At 39.3% G+C, this 18,741-nt stretch carries 12 protein-coding genes; 3 read left to right on the top strand and 9 right to left on the bottom strand.

Annotation, left to right across the window (positions count from 1 at the left end; all coding sequences use genetic code 11):
- Positions 1 to 55 precede the first annotated feature (55 nt).
- The 4 genes from PLANO_RS02955 to PLANO_RS02940 all read right to left on the bottom strand — a co-directional run bounded on the left by PLANO_RS02955 (position 56) and on the right by PLANO_RS02940 (position 5,506).
- Positions 56 to 802 (bottom strand): ABC transporter ATP-binding protein, encoded by a 747-nt coding sequence (locus PLANO_RS02955; protein ID WP_038702857.1) that lies wholly within the window; start codon positions 800 to 802, stop codon positions 56 to 58.
- 11 nt (positions 803 to 813) lie between these two features.
- Entirely contained in the window at positions 814 to 3,168 is a 2,355-nt protein-coding gene (locus PLANO_RS02950; RefSeq protein WP_052124274.1) for an ABC transporter permease, read from the bottom strand.
- Positions 3,169 to 3,420: 252 nt separating this feature from the next.
- Entirely contained in the window at positions 3,421 to 4,281 is an 861-nt protein-coding gene (locus PLANO_RS02945; RefSeq protein ID WP_038702855.1) for a CPBP family intramembrane glutamic endopeptidase, read from the bottom strand.
- Positions 4,282 to 4,663: 382 nt separating this feature from the next.
- The gene (locus PLANO_RS02940; RefSeq protein WP_038702853.1) at positions 4,664 to 5,506 is read right to left on the bottom strand and encodes an aldo/keto reductase; all 843 of its coding nucleotides are present in this window, start codon (positions 5,504 to 5,506) and stop codon (positions 4,664 to 4,666) included.
- 171 nt (positions 5,507 to 5,677) lie between these two features.
- Between PLANO_RS02940 and PLANO_RS02935 the strand changes: the two genes are divergently transcribed.
- The gene (locus tag PLANO_RS02935; RefSeq protein WP_038702851.1) at positions 5,678 to 7,135 is read left to right on the top strand and encodes an amidase family protein; all 1,458 of its coding nucleotides are present in this window, start codon (positions 5,678 to 5,680) and stop codon (positions 7,133 to 7,135) included.
- 82 nt (positions 7,136 to 7,217) lie between these two features.
- On the opposite strand, the gene PLANO_RS02930 is transcribed toward PLANO_RS02935, so the two are convergent.
- Positions 7,218 to 8,453: a hypothetical protein gene (locus PLANO_RS02930; protein ID WP_038702849.1), complete on the bottom strand. Its 1,236-nt coding sequence runs from the start codon at positions 8,451 to 8,453 to the stop codon at positions 7,218 to 7,220.
- 262 nt (positions 8,454 to 8,715) lie between these two features.
- Positions 8,716 to 9,171, bottom strand: a complete 456-nt coding sequence (locus PLANO_RS02925) for a hypothetical protein (RefSeq protein WP_038702847.1) — start codon at positions 9,169 to 9,171, stop codon at positions 8,716 to 8,718.
- Positions 9,172 to 9,591: 420 nt separating this feature from the next.
- On the opposite strand from PLANO_RS02925, the gene PLANO_RS02920 reads away from it, so the two are divergent.
- Positions 9,592 to 10,584 carry an MsnO8 family LLM class oxidoreductase gene (locus tag PLANO_RS02920; protein ID WP_038702845.1) on the top strand — a complete coding sequence of 331 codons (993 nt, stop codon included), beginning with the start codon at positions 9,592 to 9,594 and terminating at the stop codon, positions 10,582 to 10,584.
- A gap of 316 nt (positions 10,585 to 10,900) precedes the next feature.
- Here the strand turns inward: PLANO_RS02920 and PLANO_RS02915 are convergent, their stop codons facing one another.
- Complete coding sequence (locus PLANO_RS02915) at positions 10,901 to 11,170, bottom strand: hypothetical protein (protein WP_038702843.1); 270 nt, start codon at positions 11,168 to 11,170, stop codon at positions 10,901 to 10,903.
- Positions 11,171 to 11,333: 163 nt separating this feature from the next.
- Positions 11,334 to 15,077, bottom strand: a complete 3,744-nt coding sequence (locus tag PLANO_RS02910) for an AAA domain-containing protein (protein WP_038702841.1) — start codon at positions 15,075 to 15,077, stop codon at positions 11,334 to 11,336.
- A 254-nt stretch (positions 15,078 to 15,331) separates the two neighbouring features.
- Here PLANO_RS02910 and PLANO_RS02905 point away from each other — a divergent pair, with 254 nt between their 5' ends.
- Entirely contained in the window at positions 15,332 to 16,513 is a 1,182-nt protein-coding gene (locus tag PLANO_RS02905; protein WP_038702803.1) for an IS256 family transposase, read from the top strand.
- 426 nt (positions 16,514 to 16,939) lie between these two features.
- Here the strand turns inward: PLANO_RS02905 and PLANO_RS02900 are convergent, their stop codons facing one another.
- On the bottom strand, positions 16,940 to 18,727 hold the full coding sequence (locus tag PLANO_RS02900; RefSeq protein ID WP_038702839.1) for a GmrSD restriction endonuclease domain-containing protein: 1,788 nt from the start codon (positions 18,725 to 18,727) through the stop codon (positions 16,940 to 16,942).
- Positions 18,728 to 18,741 lie beyond the last annotated feature (14 nt).

Here is an 18,741-nt window from a genome sequence, read left to right as displayed (position 1 = left end):
ATTCTTTGTAATATGATCGCATCGCAGAAAACGGCACAATTGTGGTTTATCCTCATTAAAACACTTGTTCCGCAAGCCACCTAACCATTTTATTTTCTCTTTCAAGAAAGTTTTCTGCTTCATATTTATCTAGGGTAATTTCATCAATAATATTGCCATCCGATAAGAAAATCACACGATCTGCTCTAGCTGCGATTTTTGGATCGTGTGTAACTAAAATGACGACCGTACCTGTTTTATTAATCTCATTGAGAATATCCATAATTTCTTTTGACGCTAATGAATTAAGTGATCCGGTCGGTTCATCCCCAAATATTATATTTGGATGATTTATTATTGCACGACATATCGCTGCGCGTTGAAGTTGTCCTCCAGACACTTCTTTAATATCATGACTGCCCACATGATCAATACCGGTTCTTCTCATGAGCTCTTCTGCATATTTATTTACATTTTCTCTACTTTCACTATTTGCTTTAAATCCTGGAAATACAATATTGTCACGTATTGATAGGGTTTTAAGTAAATGTGATTTCTGAAAAATAAACCCCATTTTTTGTAGTCTTATGTGACTTATTTTCTCGTCATCAAATTTCGAAATGTTTTCGCCATCAAATATTATTTCTCCACTAGTTGCTCTATCCATACCACTTATGTTGTATAACAGCGTTGATTTCCCTGAACCAGACCTTCCCATGATTGCTACAAATTCTCCAGCTTTAACTGAAAAATTGATTCCTTTTAAAATCTTTGTTTCGTTAAATTCCTTATATAGCCCTTTTACTTGTAAGATATCTACCATACACCCACCCCCTATTCATTGATTAGTGAAATGATATTATAGTCTTTTATATTTCTCGTACTAAACCACGTAACACTTGCTGCTACGATTAGAAGGACTAGTGGTACAAATAAAAATACAATCCACAGATTTACAATAAATGTTAATTCAGATATACCAAGTCCCATAATATTAAATGCAAGACTGATTATTTTTTCTCCAAGTATATTTGAAACAATTGTTCCGCTCATTATGCCTGCAAATGAAATCATACTCATCTTATAAAGATATTGTTTTTTTACGTCCTTATTTGTGAAACCTATCGCTTTTATGATTGCTATTTGGGAAGCATCTTTGATAAGTCTCAGTTTCATAAAGAGGACAATGATAAATGCACTCATTAAAATTCCGATTGTCATGACCGCAATTGTTGCTACTTGTACTTGCTTTGACACAACCCCCAATGTTTGATCTATCAATTCTTCCATTGGTTGGATATCGTAACCTGTCCCCATTTCGCTACTCCACTCAGCTGCTTTTTCTTCTATATCTACTTTGTCGTTTACATTTACAATCAATTGATATTTTTCTGCTTTTACGCCTTCAAAACTGTATTTAGACTTTGCCGTCATCCCTCCACTTGTCACATCCTGATAAACTCCAGAAATAAAAAATGTCTTCTCTATTCCATTGAACCTTAAAATTGCTTTATCTCCCGCTTGTTTACCCATCTCATTTGCATTGAGTTTTGATACTGCGATTTCATTTTCTTTTATTGGCTCTTTGCCATCAATGTATTTAAGTTTTTTTCCTGCAGCATCCCCACTGCCTACGCGTAAATTCATCCATTGCTTATCGGCGTTAGCCGTCTCAACACGTACGACTTTAATCTCACTGTAGTCTTTAATATCCGTTTCAGTTTTGATGAGATCATGAAGGGCTGCATATCTGTTTTCTAGATTTTCTCCTATATCGATTTCGACCAATACATCACCAATCGAACTTCCCATATAAGGTATGAAATCTTTAGACTTTAAAGTACTTAACAGATTCATGGGCACAATCATGATTGAGGTAACAATCATCATAGAAATAAAAATTAAGAAAAATCCTTTAAAATGATAAAATGTCTCTCTTGCACTTAAAAGCAAATTTATCGGAATCTGTTTAGATTTATAAAGCCCATCATGAACACGCTTTTTTTGATCAAACCCTTTTCCGAATACAAGTGCATCTACGACAGTTACTTTTTTTATTTTCTTAAGTATTTTTTTACAATAATGATTGCTTATAACATACAAAGATAAACAGGCTAAAATCGGGATCCCAATAGTCCAAATTGATAATGGTTGTTTACCAAATGTATTGCTTACATGTGATGTAAAGAAACTGGCGAGTGCAAGAGCAATGACGTAACCAATTACTATGCCAAGCGCTATCATTAGCTTGTATTTTTTAAGATAGATATCCCTTATATCTCTATGCGTCATACCGATAGCTTTCATCGTTCCGATTTCGCCGATTTCTTCTTCTAAACTGGCCATCAATGTATACTTAATCGACATCAAAGCAACTAGTACAAGTAACAGGCTAACCAAAATTATAATCATAGCCATGAGTATGTCAGTAAATGCGCTGATCAGAAAAATCATTTGATAAGTTACTGCTGGTCCATTTTGTGGCAGCCCTGCATTTTCATAGGCTGACTGGAAATCTGAAGCCATACCGGAATCAGTAAAATACGTTTCAATAAGATATTCACTTTCCCCCACGTTCCCAAAAAGCTCTACAAAATCCTCATCACTTATTAGCATTCTTGTAGAATAAACAAGTGTTGAATTCATTTGTGCATCGTGAACAAAAGTAGTCACTTTAAATTTCTTGGTTATTCCATTACTGCTATACTCAATTGTGTCGCCAATGTTGATATCATAAGAGCTAAGGAAAATTACAGGCACACCAATTTCACCTTTGTTGACATTAATTACTTTTCTATTTGAATCAAGTAAAAGATCTTTTTCTGTATTCTGTTTAACTAAGCTGATGTCTAACCTAGAGTCAGCTAAACTAAATGGTTGTTCTCCCAAAATGCGCAAATCATCACCATAGACATTTATCATCGGCGAAGTTTGCCAAGACGTAACCCCCTCATAAGAAACAGTAAACTCATCAATTGCCTCCTGATCTATCTCTCCTTTGTGCATTTGTAGAAAATGAGGTGGCTCTGCTATTTTATACATCCCTGTCATAGAGGTAGTAAGTTGGACCACAACAATAGTTGCAGCTACTACAAGCGTAACTGATAATGTCATAAACAAAATTAAAGCGATATTTCCTGCTGGGTTTCTTTTGAAGTCATTTTTAAACATATTTAAGTTCATGTTCATCAATTACCCCTCCCCTCAATTTCCTTCTTTTTAAAAAAATATTGCACTAATCTATATTATAAAGATCTTGAAAACTGAATCATTTCGTGTTTTCATTTTACAGCAGATACTAAGCAAGCTCTAGTAACGAATAAAATGAAAAACTACGCCTGCGATATTATTTTAGCAAGCGTAGCGATATCCGGAGTTAATGTAGTAGTGTATTGCTGAGCTTTTCTTACACTCGATTGCCATCTCAAAAGATTGTAATAGCTAGCAATTTTGTACTGTATCAAAGAAAACTTTATTTTTCTTTATAATGATCCCTACAAAAACCCAAAGTAATAATTGAGTAACTACTGAAACCTCGTATGAACTAGAAAGCACCATTCCCACAAACATCGGAAATGTATTGCTGACGGCATGGATAAACATATTAAATACTACATTTTGAGTCTTTAAGTAATAATACGTATGGACGGCCGACATAGCGATAGTTCCTGCGATGAAACCAGCAAAAGAGAATATGATTTGAAACACAGGCAATCCTTGTGAATAAAACACATATAATATAATAGGTGTATGCCACAATGCCCAAATTACCCCAATCCTCACACTTGCCTGCCATGGGGTCAATTTCTGTAACATTGATGGCAGTAGGTATCCTCTCCAGCCAATTTCTTCAGTTCCAGCGGTAATAAGTTGGTAGATAAAAAATAGCAGTAGTAGGGCTACTGTTGACCACGTGACCGAAGTGTCCAAACCATTCTTAAATACTAGCGTTACACCTGGGACAATGGTAATAACCGCGAATAAAGCAATTATCTGAAAAGTATATTTTAAGGGAGTATTAAATCTAAATTTACCTTTAAAATACCTTCTCGTTTCGGGTATGAATAGTGTAATAAAAATTGCGCCAAGTAGAGGTCCATACCCAGCTAAAGCATATAAGATGGTAACTGTACGCAATTCTTCTGATAGTGTTAAATTTAAAATACCAAGTAACACTTCCATGTTTTCAAGCAATTGAACATCATCTTTTAACGATAAAAAAATTCCTATTCCCCAAAATACAAAAGACCAAATAAAAACAAAACCTATGAAAAATCGTTGAGATCTTTTTTCAGTATTCATTTTTATTCCTCCCGACCACGACTATTTGCTATGCTACTCCTCAGTCATAGCTTAAGAAGCTGTCTATTCTCTAAATGGCCCATACTAAAATATTCAATTTTTGAGCCTCTATAGCAAATCACGATTTCCCGAAAGTCGACCTCCATAAAACTAAATATTCAGTATATTTATTATACAGGAGTAATACTCGCATGTCTTTAGCAGTTCTAACTTTGCTTATCCTGTAATTACAGAAGTTATCAGCAGCTCCCACCCTATTGATCAGAACAAACAAAACAAAAAAAAGCAACACCTACAATGTTGATTTGGTAGGTGCAGCAATCTCTAGAGTATAAGCACAGATTCCTTCCAATTAGGCTCGAACACTTTATATCCCCTTCTCTTAAAATTCTTCATGCGTAGCCGGGTCCATATCAAACAATCTGCCGTCTGGGCGAGACAGTTCTGAGATTGATGTCATTTCGGCTTCGCTTAACTCAAAATCGAAAATAGCCAAGTTTTCACGCTGACGCTCGGGCGAAGTAGAGCGCGGAATCGAGACTGAACCAATTTGATATTGCCAGCGCAATACCACTTGAGCAATGGTCTTGTTGTGGGATTCGGCAATTTTTCCAATGGCGTCGTTCGTCAAAATGTCTTTGGCTTTGGCAATTGGACTCCACGACTGTGTTTGGATTCCGTGGTCCGCGTGCACTTTTCGCTGATGTGCTTGGTTAAAGAACGGATGCAATTCCACTTGGTTCAAGCTCGGTATCACTCCCGTTTCTTGAATAATGCGCTCTAAATGATCTGGCAAGAAATTGCTGACACCAATCGACCGCACGAGTCCCCATTTCTGCGCATCGATCAACGCCTGCCACGCTTCTACGTAAGTATCTTGATTGGGCATTGGCCAGTGGATCAAATACAGATCAAAATAATCTAGCTGTAAACGATACAGCGATTCTTGAATAGCCACTAAAGCTTTTTCATATGTGTGGTAGCGACCTGGCAGCTTGGACGTTACCCATAGCTCTTCACGCGCAACGCCGCTGCGTCGTATGCCTTCGCCGACCGCTCCTTCGTTTTCGTAATTATACGCCGTATCGATTAACCGGTAACCCGCATTGATTCCACTGCTGACTGCGTTCGCTCCTGCATTGCCCCACAGTCCGTATGTACCGAGTCCCATAACGGGTAAAGTTGTTCCGTCATTTAACGTCACTTCTGGAATTGCTTTTTCCATCTACTCCCACTCCTCTCAATTCTATTTTCAGATTACTCTTACTTCTCTCTAAACTCAAACACTTTGGTTTCGGATTTGTTGTTTACACCAAGCAGTACAATATACTTTATGTAAAATTAAGAATTAATGTACAATTAACATCAGCACATCATTTTAGTGAGGAGCCTACATATGAAAACAAATACATTCCAGTTAAACGAAACAACAATCCAAGACATTCAACAAGCTTTCCGTGACAATAAACTCACCTCCGTGGAATTGGTCCAAGCTTATCTTGACCGGATCAAAGTTTTCGACCAGAATGGCCCAAAAATCAATTCCGTCTTGACGATCAATCCGGACGCGTTAACAATCGCAGCACAACTCGACGAAAAGCGAGGAGAAAATAACCAAGGGCCGCTTTACGGTATACCGGTGCTAGTAAAAGACAATATCGAAACAAAAGACCCGATGCCAACAACAGCCGGTTCAATTGCACTCGAACACAATTTTGCAACAGACGATGCCTTTGTCGCTAAGCAATTGCGAAACGCAGGCGCCATTATTCTCGGCAAAGTAAACATGAGCGAATGGGCGTATTTCATGTCGCAAGATGGACCAAGCGGCTATAGTTCACTTGGCGGACAAGTGCTAAATCCATACGGCGTCGGTGTTTTTAAAGCAGAAGACGTTGGCGGTTCGAGTTCAGGAACAGGTGCCGCTATTGCTTCGAATTTCGCTGTGGTCGGTGTTGGTACGGAAACATCCGGCTCAATCTTGAGTCCGTCAAGTGCCAATTCGATTGTCGGTATCAAACCAACCCTGGGCCTCATTAGTCGCTCGCGCATCATTCCAATTGCTGAAAGTCAGGATACAGCTGGACCAATGGCGCGTACTGTGACAGATGCCGCGATTTTGCTTGGCGCGATGACTGGCGTCGACGAACAAGATTCGGCAACACTAAAAAGCGCGGAACATGCGCTCACTGATTACACGCCGCACTTGAAAAAGGACGGTTTGAACGGTGCCCGTATTGGCGTCGACCTTAGCTTTTTAAACGACAAAGCACCAGAAGAACGTGCCATTATGGATGAGGCCATCGAGCAATTCAAAACACTCGGTGCCACGGTTGTCGAAGTGACCATTCCAAAGACATCATTTGAGTCAGACGTCTTGTGGTATGAATTCAAGCGTAACGTCAACGACTATTTGCGCACCACACCCGCTGAAGTGCCAGTCAAATCACTAGCGGACGTTATCGAATTCAACAAACAAGAACCCGAGCGTCGCATGAAATTCGGCCAAGCTGAACTGGAAAAATCACAGGCTTTGAGCGATGATCTAAACAACCCGACATACCTGGAACACCGCAAAACTGATTTACGAACTTCTACTTCAGAAGGATTGGATCTCGTCATGCAAGAACACCAACTCGACGCGCTATTATTCCAAAACAATCGCGGTGCCGATATGCCTGCAAAAGCAGGCTACCCGTCTATCACCGTTCCGGCAGGATACACGAGCAGTGGACATCCCGTTGGTGTTACGTTCAGCGCACAAGCATTTAGCGAAGCGCGGTTGATTGAACTCGCCTTTTCTTATGAACAGGCAAGCTTGAAACGACAAGCACCGGACTTGGAATCTTACTGAGTTTAATAGATATAATAAAACACCCTTTACTGAAAAGTTGGCAGAAGCCAACCGCTCAGCGGAGGGTGTTTGTCAGTTTAGACTAGTAATTTTCCTGTGGAATGTACGCATATGCTTTGTCATCTTCCATTACTTCGACGAGCACTTCGGCTGGAACTTCTTTTTCTGATATTTTTTGCTGACTGATTTTCTTAGGCTCTAGTTTCTTCAGGCTTTCCAAGTCACGGTATTTCAAGGCCTTGATGCCAAAATTAATCTTCACTCGATAGTTTTCTTCGATGCTCTTCACTTTTTCTTCGATCGCTTTGATGATGGAATGGTTTTCTACAACAATTGCCGCCAAAGCTTGCGATTTAACGTCCTCTTCTGCGTAATTCCGAATTGTCCGGAGATACGGTTCATAGCATTCCTCAATAAACTGCACATTGAGCAGCACAAGTTCTTGCTTGGCGTTAAACTGCCCAATAAGCTGCTGGTAGTCTTTTTTTATGGGTGCGTCTCCCCATTTCCGCAGCGTTTCATGCTCTCTTAATCCTTCAATGTTTGCAACAACTGTTTTCAAGTCTTTCGTCAACACTTTCAAATCCTGCAGCGTCGCCGTATAAAACCCTTCGATTTCTGCGTCTTCCACACCGCCAAGCGTGATGCCATTTCGACGAAACCGTTCAATAACTTCTTTGAAATAACTAAAGCGCGCCTCGATCCGTCCCGTAAAATCATTTTCCCTGTGCTGAATCAAAGCTTCGAGCTGCCGTTCCATGCTTTTCAAAGAACTTTGGATTTCAATAAGTTGTTGCTGGCCAACAACCGTCGTCAACAAGTTCATACTCGCGTGCGCCAAGAGCCCTGGATTCACGCGCTTCACAAGGACCGCTTGTTCATAAATCCTTTTCATGCCAGCTTTTTTCACTGCCGGTACATAGCCTCTGCCGTTTGTCCGCTCAATCAAGGTCATGCTCTTGTCCTTCAGCCCCTTTACCACTTCCGGACTAAACTCCACGCGAAATGTCCGGCTTTGTTGGAGAACTACCGCCCCATCTTTTAAGGTCTGTGCAATAATCGGAATCATATTCGTAGGAAGCTCGATTTTCTTGTAACCGCTTTTGGCAATTTCCTCGTTATCTACTTCTGACACTGTAGGGTTCAAGTAGCTGTCATCATCTTCTGGCTCTGGTTCAACCTCGCTACTTTCTTCTGTCGCTTCTTCAACGTATGGCTCTTCAACTCGCGCTATGGTCTCCCTATCCTTTCTACTATAAATAAAGACGGCCACTAGCAAAGTCAGCACCACTGCAGCCGAGATGAAAATGTATTCCATGAGCTATCCCTCATTTCTAGAGTCGTCCTAGCATACCCATAAAAACCTTCTACTTTGCTCTTATAGATCTACTTTATTCATATTTACCCAATTTCTCGGGTGATTACCTTATTATTCTCTAGGTTGCACATAATTTTTGAAGTGAATAAAATCAAAAAGCTACACCTGCGCTGTTGATTTGGCAGGTGTAGCAATCTATGAATTATTGTGTTTTGTCGGCACCTTTTAGAATTGCTTCTTGCCAAGGAGCCTGTTTTCATTTTTATTTATTGGCTTCCGTGATCTCTCGCATTAACTCAATCCAGTCTTCTCGTTTAAAATTGTAATAAGCCAACTCGATCTTTCTTAAAACCAAGTGAATGCTGTCGAATTTTTCATCAGAGCGGAATCGCCACCAGCTTTTCACAGTAGACGTCTTCGTACCGGGTGGGTAATACATTAACGTTCCTTCTGGGTTTATAATGTTTTCTAACTTGCTGTCATCAATATAGCCATGTGGAAAATCGATGTAAAGCCCAAGTGAAGATTTATGCGGTTTAATCGTTCCAATTTTATGCGTAGTTTCTGCATCCTGATTCTCAAGTGATTCACTCCAAGAAACCGGTTTGTCACCTGTGATTACAAGCTGGTTGTCTACGCTCGTTTCAACTTTACAATTCGGGAGATTCTCAAATACTTCGCGTATTTCTTTTAATTTTTGTTCTACTACTCCGTCCATTATGTCACTCCTTTAGAATACTTACTTATTTTATCGGTACATTGTATAGTTCTTTTCTGTCGATTGGATTGTTAGTACGCTGTAGAATTATTTCTTTCGTAGAGACATAATTAACTCTAATCTACTACTCTCTCACACCTTATTCGAATAAACACAATCCTTACATATTCTGAAAAATACAGTGCAGTCTACTAAAGCTAGGCTTTTCTCTCTTGCTATAACTATACAGTCATTTCAATTCAAAAAGTACCCCCCATCCGATTGGAACGCTCCATTTCCATAACTTCCCTAGCAATACTTTCCTAAAACTATTCATAACGCTAAATAAAAACCTTTAAGACAAAAGAAAGGATTTCGCTACGCCATACTGCTATACTCCTCAATGAGCAAACTGACAGGGAAAGAAAGGGAGTTTTCGAAATGAAACTAAGTGTCTTAGACCAAGCGCCTGTTACGACTGGAAACACAGCCGCAGCAGCGATGCAAAATGCGGTAGAACTTGCGGTTCTTGCCGATACTTTGGGCTATAGTCGGATGTGGATGGCTGAGCATCATGGCTCCAGCGCATTCTCCAGCTCCGCACCTGAAGTCACAGCCGCATATTTAAGTGCCAAGACAACAAATATTCGCATCGGTACGGGCGGTGTGATGATGATGCATTATTCACCGTTAAAACTGGCAGAAGTCTTTAAAACGTTGGCTGCACTTGCGCCAGGTCGCATCGATTTTGGCGTTGGCCGCGCACCCGGTGGTGACCATAGTGCCATGTATGCTTTGGCTCAAGGACGCCGCCCGATGACAGACGACATGTACGGGAAATTCGACACGGCATTAAAATTGATTAACGACGAAGTACCGGAAGAGACGATGTACAATAAAACCATCGCAGCTCCGACACATATTAAACTGCCAGAAGCATGGCTACTCGGTTCAAGTGGCAATAGCGCATTAGAAGCTGGACGTATGGGCGTCGGCTATTCATTTGCCCAGTTTTTCAATGGCGGCATGACAAAAAACATATTAGATTCCTACCGAGCTAACTTCGTCCCTTCCGCTTTTATGGTAAAACCCGAAATTTCGGTGTCCTATTTGGTGACTACAGCTGAAACGGCCGAAGAAGCAGAATACGAAGCATTGCCACAAGATATTTCACGTCTGATGTTGATGAAAGGCCGCATTATGCCTCTCATGACACCCGAACAAGCACAAAATTCTGCCTTAACTGAAATGGACCGCATGCAAATCAAGGAAAGCCGCAACATCCATTTAGTCGGTTCCGCCAAAGACGTCGCCGATCAATTGCAGCGAGAACAAACGGAATACGGTTTTGAAGAAGCCATGATCTGCAGTATCCCGCATTCTCAAGAAAAACGATTGGCTGTTTATCAGCTACTAGCAGAGCAATTACTGTAACAAACCCATTTCATAAATAGGCAAACAAAAGCCGGATCGGTTACCTCTTCAGGTTAACTGGTCCGGCTTTTTTCACTACGTTATTGCTTCTACTGAATCTTTCCTAACTCATCTAACAACCCGGTCCATTAAAGATATAGATTGACCCTGCATAGCGCACAATTGTACAGATGAATACTATTATATGAAAAACCACACTTAGAAGTAGCAAGTATGGCAGTATATAGTATAAATTGTCGCTTGGTGTCGAAATCACTTAGGATAAGTTCTTATCGAATAGCATGAATTAAGTAATTTATAAATACCTCTCATTAGCCTATCGTTCTCTATATAAACTTATAAATTTTTCAGTGAATTCCCTCGTATTAAGAGTGCTCTTTCTATTTTTAGGAGCATATTCAATTTGAAACTTGAATTCATCATTTAACTTTTTTACTTCTCCTAGAACATTACTAATAGTGATTTCCTTTTCACCTTCTATCTTATATAGCTCAATTTGTGGTAAGGCATTGCTATCGCGATACTGGTAGAAACGATACGCTCCGTTTACTGATGTTACGTCAACGGTACTCATTAATTTTTTCATAATTCCCACTCCTTTAAAAATTACTATATATCAAATTGAAAATTAATGTAAGTAAGCATAGGTTGTGTTTGATGGTTGTGTTTGATGGTTGTGTTTGGAACATTACTCTTATAAAAAAGGCTTTCCAGTTTAATGGAAAGCCTTTACTCCACTTATAATTTTTTTATTTCAAACTCCCAACCATATCCTCTTTAACCTCATCCTTCTTCACCAAAGCCTTAATAACCTGATCAATCCGCTCAATCTCTACACTCTGGTTTTTCCACCAGTTGCGGCTCCAGATACGTTCGATTGTCCAGCCCCGGCTTTCGAGGAACTTTTGACGGTAGATGTCGCGTTCTTTTGCATTCTTAGAACTATGATACATCGCGCCGTCGCATTCGATTCCTAAGATATATTGAGAAGGATCGTTTGGATGGATAACGGCTAAGTCAATTCGGTATCCCGACATGCCGACTTGCGTTTGGACTTCATATCCTAGGTTTCGCAACTGTTGGTAGACCTGTTCTTCAAAAGGTGAATCGAATTGCAATGCTGATGTGGAGACACTTGTGTTACCGAGTTCATTGACGCCTTGTATGACTTCTTGAACTCTCTCGATTTGACCATTGGAAACTGCTTTCGCATATTTCAAGTAATCCTTAAACAATCGTGGACCATTGCTTTTCGAATTCGCTACTTCCAGTTCTTCCGGTTCGATGCTGCTTACGACAATTGTTTCTTCTTTTGCACGTGTCACAGCGACATTCAGACGGTTTTCTCCGCCTTCCTGGTTCAGAGAACCAAAGCGATTGTATACGCGCCCTTCTTCATTTTGGCCGTATCCGACTGAGAACAAGATGATGTCACGCTCATCGCCTTGTACATTCTCAATATTTTTCACAAAAACTCGTTCATCCAGACCTCTGCTCATCACTTCCCCATACAAGGAACCAAACTCCACATCATCGATTGCCGCTTTCTCAATCATATCCAAAATTTTCGTCTGCTGGGTGCTGTTGAATGTGATGATCCCAACTGACTTTTCGTGTTTTGCAATTAAAATTTCCTTGAGAACTTCTACTACCTTTATCGCTTCCACTTCGTTTGCTCGATCAATCCACCTACCATTCTCAGCCTTGATCCATTGGATAGCTGGGGGCTCTTTATAAGGTTGAACATTCGGCGATATTTGAATTGCCCCGTTATAAAAGGCGTGATTCGAATAGTTGATTAATTCCTCATATTTGGAACGGTAATGCCATTGAAGCGTCTTTTCATCGAATCTTCGTTTAGCCAAATTTAATAAACTCGGTGAGTCATTGGATAGAAAGTCTTCTTCATCTTCATCATTTTCAATAGTAGACATGAACATGTTTGATGGCGGCAACTGCATTTCATCACCTGCCACAATTACTTGTTTCGCACGATATATAGAAGGCAAGCCGTTTTCAACGGTACATTGCGAAGCCTCATCAAAGATGACAAGATCAAACAGATTTTTAGTCAATGGGAAAATGGATGAAACGATTTCTGGAGATGCAAGCCATACCGGTGCAACGTCCATTAATCCTTTATCTGCATATTCATTCACCAGTTTCCGCAACGGCCAAACTTGCCGCTTTTTACCGGTCTGGTGCTTCAGATCTTTGAACACATCTCGTGAGGACTCCTGTGCTCCTTGCAAGGACAGCTTCAATTCGTTGATCAAATACTGACGAGCCAGTTCTTTTTTCTTTTCTACCAACTCTTCAAAAGTAGATTGCAGCCGGTTGTATTCAGAGTTCGATACTTTTTTCACCGCTGGATGCTTTCGCTCCGCTTTGTCGATCCAGTAAAGGTAAACCGATTGTCTTAGCGCCTCTGTCCATTTTTCTGGAAGATTATCAAATCCGATTTGATTCTTTTTCTCTATCAAGAGCTTTATCAGCTTTTGTTCAGTCGGAGTGCATTCCTGTCCAAACTGATCCATATGCTGCAAATCTTCAAAATCAGTATGAAGATATTCCTGAATTAGTTCCAGTTCCTTTACGGGCAACGCGCCATCAGAAACTAGTTCTTTATACTTCTCTACTTTCGAAGGTTCTAGAAAATGTTTCAAGATTTCCATTTCTTTATTGATTTCACTTGTGATTTGCGCCAGATCATTCATCAGTAATAAGCTCTTTTTAATCTTCGGCCATTCTTGAGATTTAACACCTGAAAACTTAGCGCCTTTGTTTAGATCCTCAATAATTTTTTTGCCGGTAAAACTTGTCCAATACCACAAACGCAAGCCCTGCATTGTCCGTGGTTCACCACTAGATATATCCGGCTGAATTTTAAGAAGATCTTGCTGTATTCCCCACGTATAGCCAGGAGTTATGTCTTCAACATCTAAGAGATTTAAATACTCTTCCGCCTTTTTTGTTTGTTCAATTAAGTAAGACATTTGTTGGGTGAATTCCGTTTTTTCCTTCATACCAAACTTGGCGAAGGAAAGTCTGTCTTTCAGGGGATAGGAATCTTTGCCGAACCGTTCATACCATTCCGCATACGTATAAACCGTTGCCAAAATTTCTTCCAAGTTTTCAGCATTCAACTCATTCGCAGCTGAATCGACTACGATGAAAGCTTCAATATCCCCTGTACTTTTGGTTCTACTATATAAATCATACAACGATAGTCCAACTTCATCTTTCGAATGCAGCCCAACAGCAATATTATTTAGTTCCATTTCCTGCTGCTCAAGTTTCTGAGACGTAGTCCGCAAATTTTGCTTCCATCCCTGTTCGTAATTTAAGGAATACGAGAGGGTATCATTTATTTTTCCATAAAGTGCTTTTCTGTCTTGATTTTCGTCGTGTATCAAAGCGGTATAACCGGTTAAGTCGAGACTATGGAGTCGCTGGTAGACGACATCCAAAGCAGCCCTTTTTTGGCACACTACGAGAATTCTCTTCTTATGATGGAGGGCGTCTGTAATCAGATTGACAATTACCTGTGATTTCCCCGTTCCTGGTGGACCATGAACCGCCAATCCTTTTTTGTAGCGGGCTTCTTTCAAAATTTCTTCCTGGGAACCATCAGTGTTCAACAGATACAGACGATTAAACTCACGGATGTCTTCTGGCTCTGACTTTTGAGCATCCCAATCACTTTCCATTATTGCTGCATTTTCAGGATCTAGAAGATCACCAATTAACGACAAATTGCTCGTTTCACTCAGATCAATCAATTGATCATAATCGCGAACAAGCGAAGAACTCCCCTGTGGGAAATGGCCAATGATAGCATTCTTTGTGAGTTTCAACTGGCTCTTTGGGGGAATATTATCCACTTTGTATTCTCTTAAAGATTCATAACCAGCAGATTCTTGTGTAAAAGCTAATTGAAATCTTTCCAGAAAAGACTGGATTTCTGCATCTCCTTTTGATGCCACTTCTTGCGCTTCATCCATCCACTCTTCTGAAAAGCGCAATTGATCTATTTTCTTGAAAGCCAAAAATAAAGTCCGGTTGAGAATTGGCTCACCCTCATCTTTTTTCAATTCAAACGTCTGCCGGTTGATTGCCCCCTTTTCCAAACGAACAGGGTAAAGGAATAGAGGCGCTTGGAAGAACGTCCCATCTGAGAAAGTACCAGAAACAAAAGGTGTTCCTAAGTAAAAATCATGAACACCTGTCTCATCTTCAATGCCTTTTATATTTCTATAGAGCGTCGTCAGTTTTCTCATATTCGCAGTATCTCTTTCTTCCTCTTTTGTTAGTAAAGAGAAAGACTTTGTCGACTTCCTTTTTATGCCTTCCACTATTCCTTCAACGATTTCAGGTGAGCTACGCATCAAATCAAAACTCCATTTATCGTAAAGCTTCAACAAACGGATCGAACGATTTCGTTTGCTGATATTATTCAATTTGTCTCGCATATGTACCAATTCCTGTTTCATATCTTCACCTCTATATTCTTTAAAAGTAAATTCGATGCTGATTAATGGTTATCATCATTTCATAATTTTACCATATCTTTATTATATGTATTAACTTTACTACTTTAGTCATTTTAATAATTAAAGTTATTAAATTAAATATTAAAAGCATGAGAGCGTAAAATATCTTGTGTAAATGAATAAATAGAAAAAGGAAGACCTTTTCTTGTAGAATTAAGTCACCACAACCAATTCACAGAAAAGAGGCCTTCCCTATGACTCAGTTTACAACAGATATTATGCAAGCTCTAGTAAAAAAAGAAGACATCTCCGAAGTTTTCCGTAAGCACCTGGAGACGGCGGTCAATACGCTCCTCCAAACAGAACTTACAGCTTTCCTGGATTACGAAAAATACGACCGCATCGGTTTCAATTCCGGCAACTCACGCAACGGTGTCTACACGCGGACACTCCATACGGAGTATGGGGATTTGGAGCTTTCGATGCCACGGGACCGGAACGGCGAATTCAACCAACAGACGGTCGCTCCGTACAAGCGCTCAAACGATACGCTGGAAGCCTTCGTTATTCATATGTTCCAAAAAGGCGTGACGATGTCCGAAATATCGGATTTGATCGAGAAGATGTACGGTCATCATTACACGCCACAAACCATTTCTAATATGACGAAAGTGATGAGCGAACAGGTCGAAGCGTTTAAATCTCGTCCATTAGATCAGCGCTATGCTTGCGTCTATCTCGATGCAACTTACATTTCTCTCAAGCGCGACACGGTCTCGAAGGAAGCTGTCTATATTACTGTTGGCATCCGAGAGGACGGCTCAAAAGAAGTGTTGGCCTATACAGTGGCCCCTACGGAATCCGCATTCGTTTGGGAAGAAGTCCTGTTGGACTTGAAAGAGCGCGGTGTCGAAGAGGTGCTTTTGTTTATCTCCGACGGCTTGAAAGGCATCACTGATCGCATCTTTTCGGTCTTTCCCGATGCTCAATATCAGGCGTGCTGCGTCCACCTGTCGCGTGGTATCCGACACAAAGTTCGCGTCACCAATCGCAAGGAAATTCTTGATGATTTCAAATCGGTCTATCGGGCAGAGAACCGGGAACTGGGTGAAAAAGCGTTGAAAGTCTTTGTCGATAAATGGAAAACGGCCTATCCCAAAGTGACGAAATCGTTGGAAGCGAATCCCTATATTTTCACCTTCTACAGTTTCCCAAAATCCATTTGGCGAAGCATCTATTCGACGAACCTGATCGAATCGTTCAACAAGAACGTAAAGAAATACAGCAAACGCAAGGAGCAATTTCCGAACGAAGATTCCTTAGATCGCTTCTTGGTTTCCCAATTTGAAATCTATAACCAGAAATTCTCCACCCGTTGCCATATCGGATTCGATCAAGCCCGTGCAGAGCTGGCTGAGATGTTCAAGCAATCTTAATGGATATACATACAAGAAAAGGATTTACTTATTTACACATAATTCTTGACGCTCTCAAAAGCATCAATAATATAGGCACTTACCAAACTTTATCTGGATCTCATTTATACATGACTGTTTTAATTTAGCTATAATTCTTTTTTAAAAAAAGAATTATAGAACGAACTAATCCTCCAAAAATACCTGAATATTAATTCTTAATAGCTTTCAGATCCCCTTGTGTATCATACAACTTATACGATTGAATAATACAAAAAATACCCGCAAAGTAGAAGCAACGGGTATGGCAATGTTTACGATATAAATTGTAGTGTATTGTCGAAATCTTTTGGACTTAATTCTTACTCAAAGATATTATTATAATAGACAAATCCTCACCTTATTTCATGATTTTTTCAGTCCTAATATCAACTCATCACTCAAAATCTATAAACTTTTATAGAACCGTTCAATTTTTTTTGCCATCAACTTTCGTCTTTCTAATAAGAATTCTTGATAATCTAAAGCTTCCATACCGTAAAGAACTTTTGGAACTGCATTCATTTCGAAATTTTTATCAAGTTCTGATTGTGTAGATATTTCACTTAGATAATCTGCATCATTAGATAGTACCTTAGACAAATATAATTTTGGAGGTTTATTTCTTACTGCTAAGTTTACAACTTGTTCTGTATAGACGTAATTAGCAATTTGGTTGTACGTACTTCGGTTTGTAAAACCATTTTTCTTCAAATAATCTTTAGGAAAAACATGATGTATATCTCCCCGCTCTTCAATCAAATGTTGAATCGTAACAGATTTTGATAAGAAAGCAAAATCTTTTTCATAAATTTGTGCCATAATAAATAGATTAAAAAACGGACTACTTGTAACTGACGTATCCAAACTTGAAACAAGCACGTTGTTCCAAAATGCTTCTGACAGTTCCCCTTCTTCAATATCTTTTAAATACTTCAATGGATCCTCAGTATCAGCGAATTTTTTCACATCATACTCAAATTGAGACTCTGGAGAAGATGAATAACGTTGTGTCAATATGGATAAGACAAGCCATCTTCTAACTATATGATTGATTTTTGTACCTTCAAAACCTTTCTCACGCAAAAGTAGAAAAAGAATATAAGCAAAATTTAATGCATTTTGAGATCGGATCAACTTTTTATCAATTATGCCTGCGGATTTAACAATCAGCACAAATCGTTTGAAATTAGTTTCATCCACAAATTGTAATACGGCTTGCTCTAAATCTTTAAAAGAAGACTCAATAATTTCAGATTTATTTTCGCGAGTTTCAAAATCTCGCCCAGACAATAAACTCACTAAATTCGCAAGCTTGCCCCTCCGAAATTTAAAGGTAAATGCAACTCTTAATAAGTCGGAATAGCTCGGTTCATAGACACTAGTATTGTAACTACTTACCCACGATATCTTACGAAAATTCAAGGTTCCAGAAAAGTCGGTATCATTAGTTTTTATATTTTTAAAGACTTCTGGATTTCGTATTAAGTTGCTAAAATAATCAATAGTTTTCCTAATGGTAGGTCCATTAAAATCTTCGTTTGAAGTGATTTTGGAAATAGCAAAATCCGCTTGACTTAGTACCACGCCTGCAGAATTTATTCGTATAAAAATTTCAGTTACTTTTTCAATATCTAAATTATGTGAAAGATCTATAATACCTATTGAGCTATTTCGTATATTAACCAAATTTTGTAACACTTTATGTATAGCATCAGGATTTGCCTCGATATTTTTCGAACAATATTCGTTTACAAATGCAAATGTACTAAATGAAGATAAAAACAACTTAGCTATATTAGAAATCCAACGGCTATTCTTTTCGATAGCAGGATTAGAAACTTCGAATCTTTCTTCTAGTGGATTGAAAGCAATTTTAATGCCTCTACGTTTATAATCCTTATCAACTACTTCTAACCCTGCAAGTGCTGCCATAAGTGCCGTTACACGTTGCTGTCCGTCAATCAAGATTTTTTTACCACTTGATATCGATCCATCCTTCAAACGAATGTTTGGATTTTGCCAAGTAATAATATAACCTACTGGATAATCCTTATATAAAGAATCAATTAAATCTCTTACCTTAATAGCATCCCAAACGAACGGACGTTGTATTTCTGGAATAGCTATTATGTCTTGCTCGATCCAGCTAATTAAAGCATTTATAGTTGTATTGCTTACAGTATAGTTCGACATAGTAGTCCCCCTAA

The sequence above is a fragment of the Planococcus sp. PAMC 21323 genome (assembly GCF_000785555.1).
Classification (GTDB): Bacteria; Bacillota; Bacilli; order Bacillales_A; family Planococcaceae; genus Planococcus.
Note: the sequence above shows the minus strand (reverse complement) of the source record. Positions and strands in the feature narration are given on the sequence as shown.

Bases quoted from the DNA above. Each gene is read 5' to 3' on its own strand.
- PLANO_RS02955 (WP_038702857.1), bottom strand. From the start codon at position 802: ATGGTAGATATCTTACAAGTAAAAGGGCTATATAAGGAATTTAACGAA.
- PLANO_RS02950 (WP_052124274.1), bottom strand. From the start codon at position 3,168: ATGAACATGAACTTAAATATGTTTAAAAATGACTTCAAAAGAAACCCA.
- PLANO_RS02945 (WP_038702855.1), bottom strand. From the start codon at position 4,281: ATGAATACTGAAAAAAGATCTCAACGATTTTTCATAGGTTTTGTTTTT.
- PLANO_RS02940 (WP_038702853.1), bottom strand. From the start codon at position 5,506: ATGGAAAAAGCAATTCCAGAAGTGACGTTAAATGACGGAACAACTTTA.
- PLANO_RS02935 (WP_038702851.1), top strand. From the start codon at position 5,678: ATGAAAACAAATACATTCCAGTTAAACGAAACAACAATCCAAGACATT.
- PLANO_RS02930 (WP_038702849.1), bottom strand. From the start codon at position 8,453: ATGGAATACATTTTCATCTCGGCTGCAGTGGTGCTGACTTTGCTAGTG.
- PLANO_RS02925 (WP_038702847.1), bottom strand. From the start codon at position 9,171: ATGGACGGAGTAGTAGAACAAAAATTAAAAGAAATACGCGAAGTATTT.
- PLANO_RS02920 (WP_038702845.1), top strand. From the start codon at position 9,592: ATGAAACTAAGTGTCTTAGACCAAGCGCCTGTTACGACTGGAAACACA.
- PLANO_RS02915 (WP_038702843.1), bottom strand. From the start codon at position 11,170: ATGAAAAAATTAATGAGTACCGTTGACGTAACATCAGTAAACGGAGCG.
- PLANO_RS02910 (WP_038702841.1), bottom strand. From the start codon at position 15,077: ATGAAACAGGAATTGGTACATATGCGAGACAAATTGAATAATATCAGC.
- PLANO_RS02905 (WP_038702803.1), top strand. From the start codon at position 15,332: ATGACTCAGTTTACAACAGATATTATGCAAGCTCTAGTAAAAAAAGAA.
- PLANO_RS02900 (WP_038702839.1), bottom strand. From the start codon at position 18,727: ATGTCGAACTATACTGTAAGCAATACAACTATAAATGCTTTAATTAGC.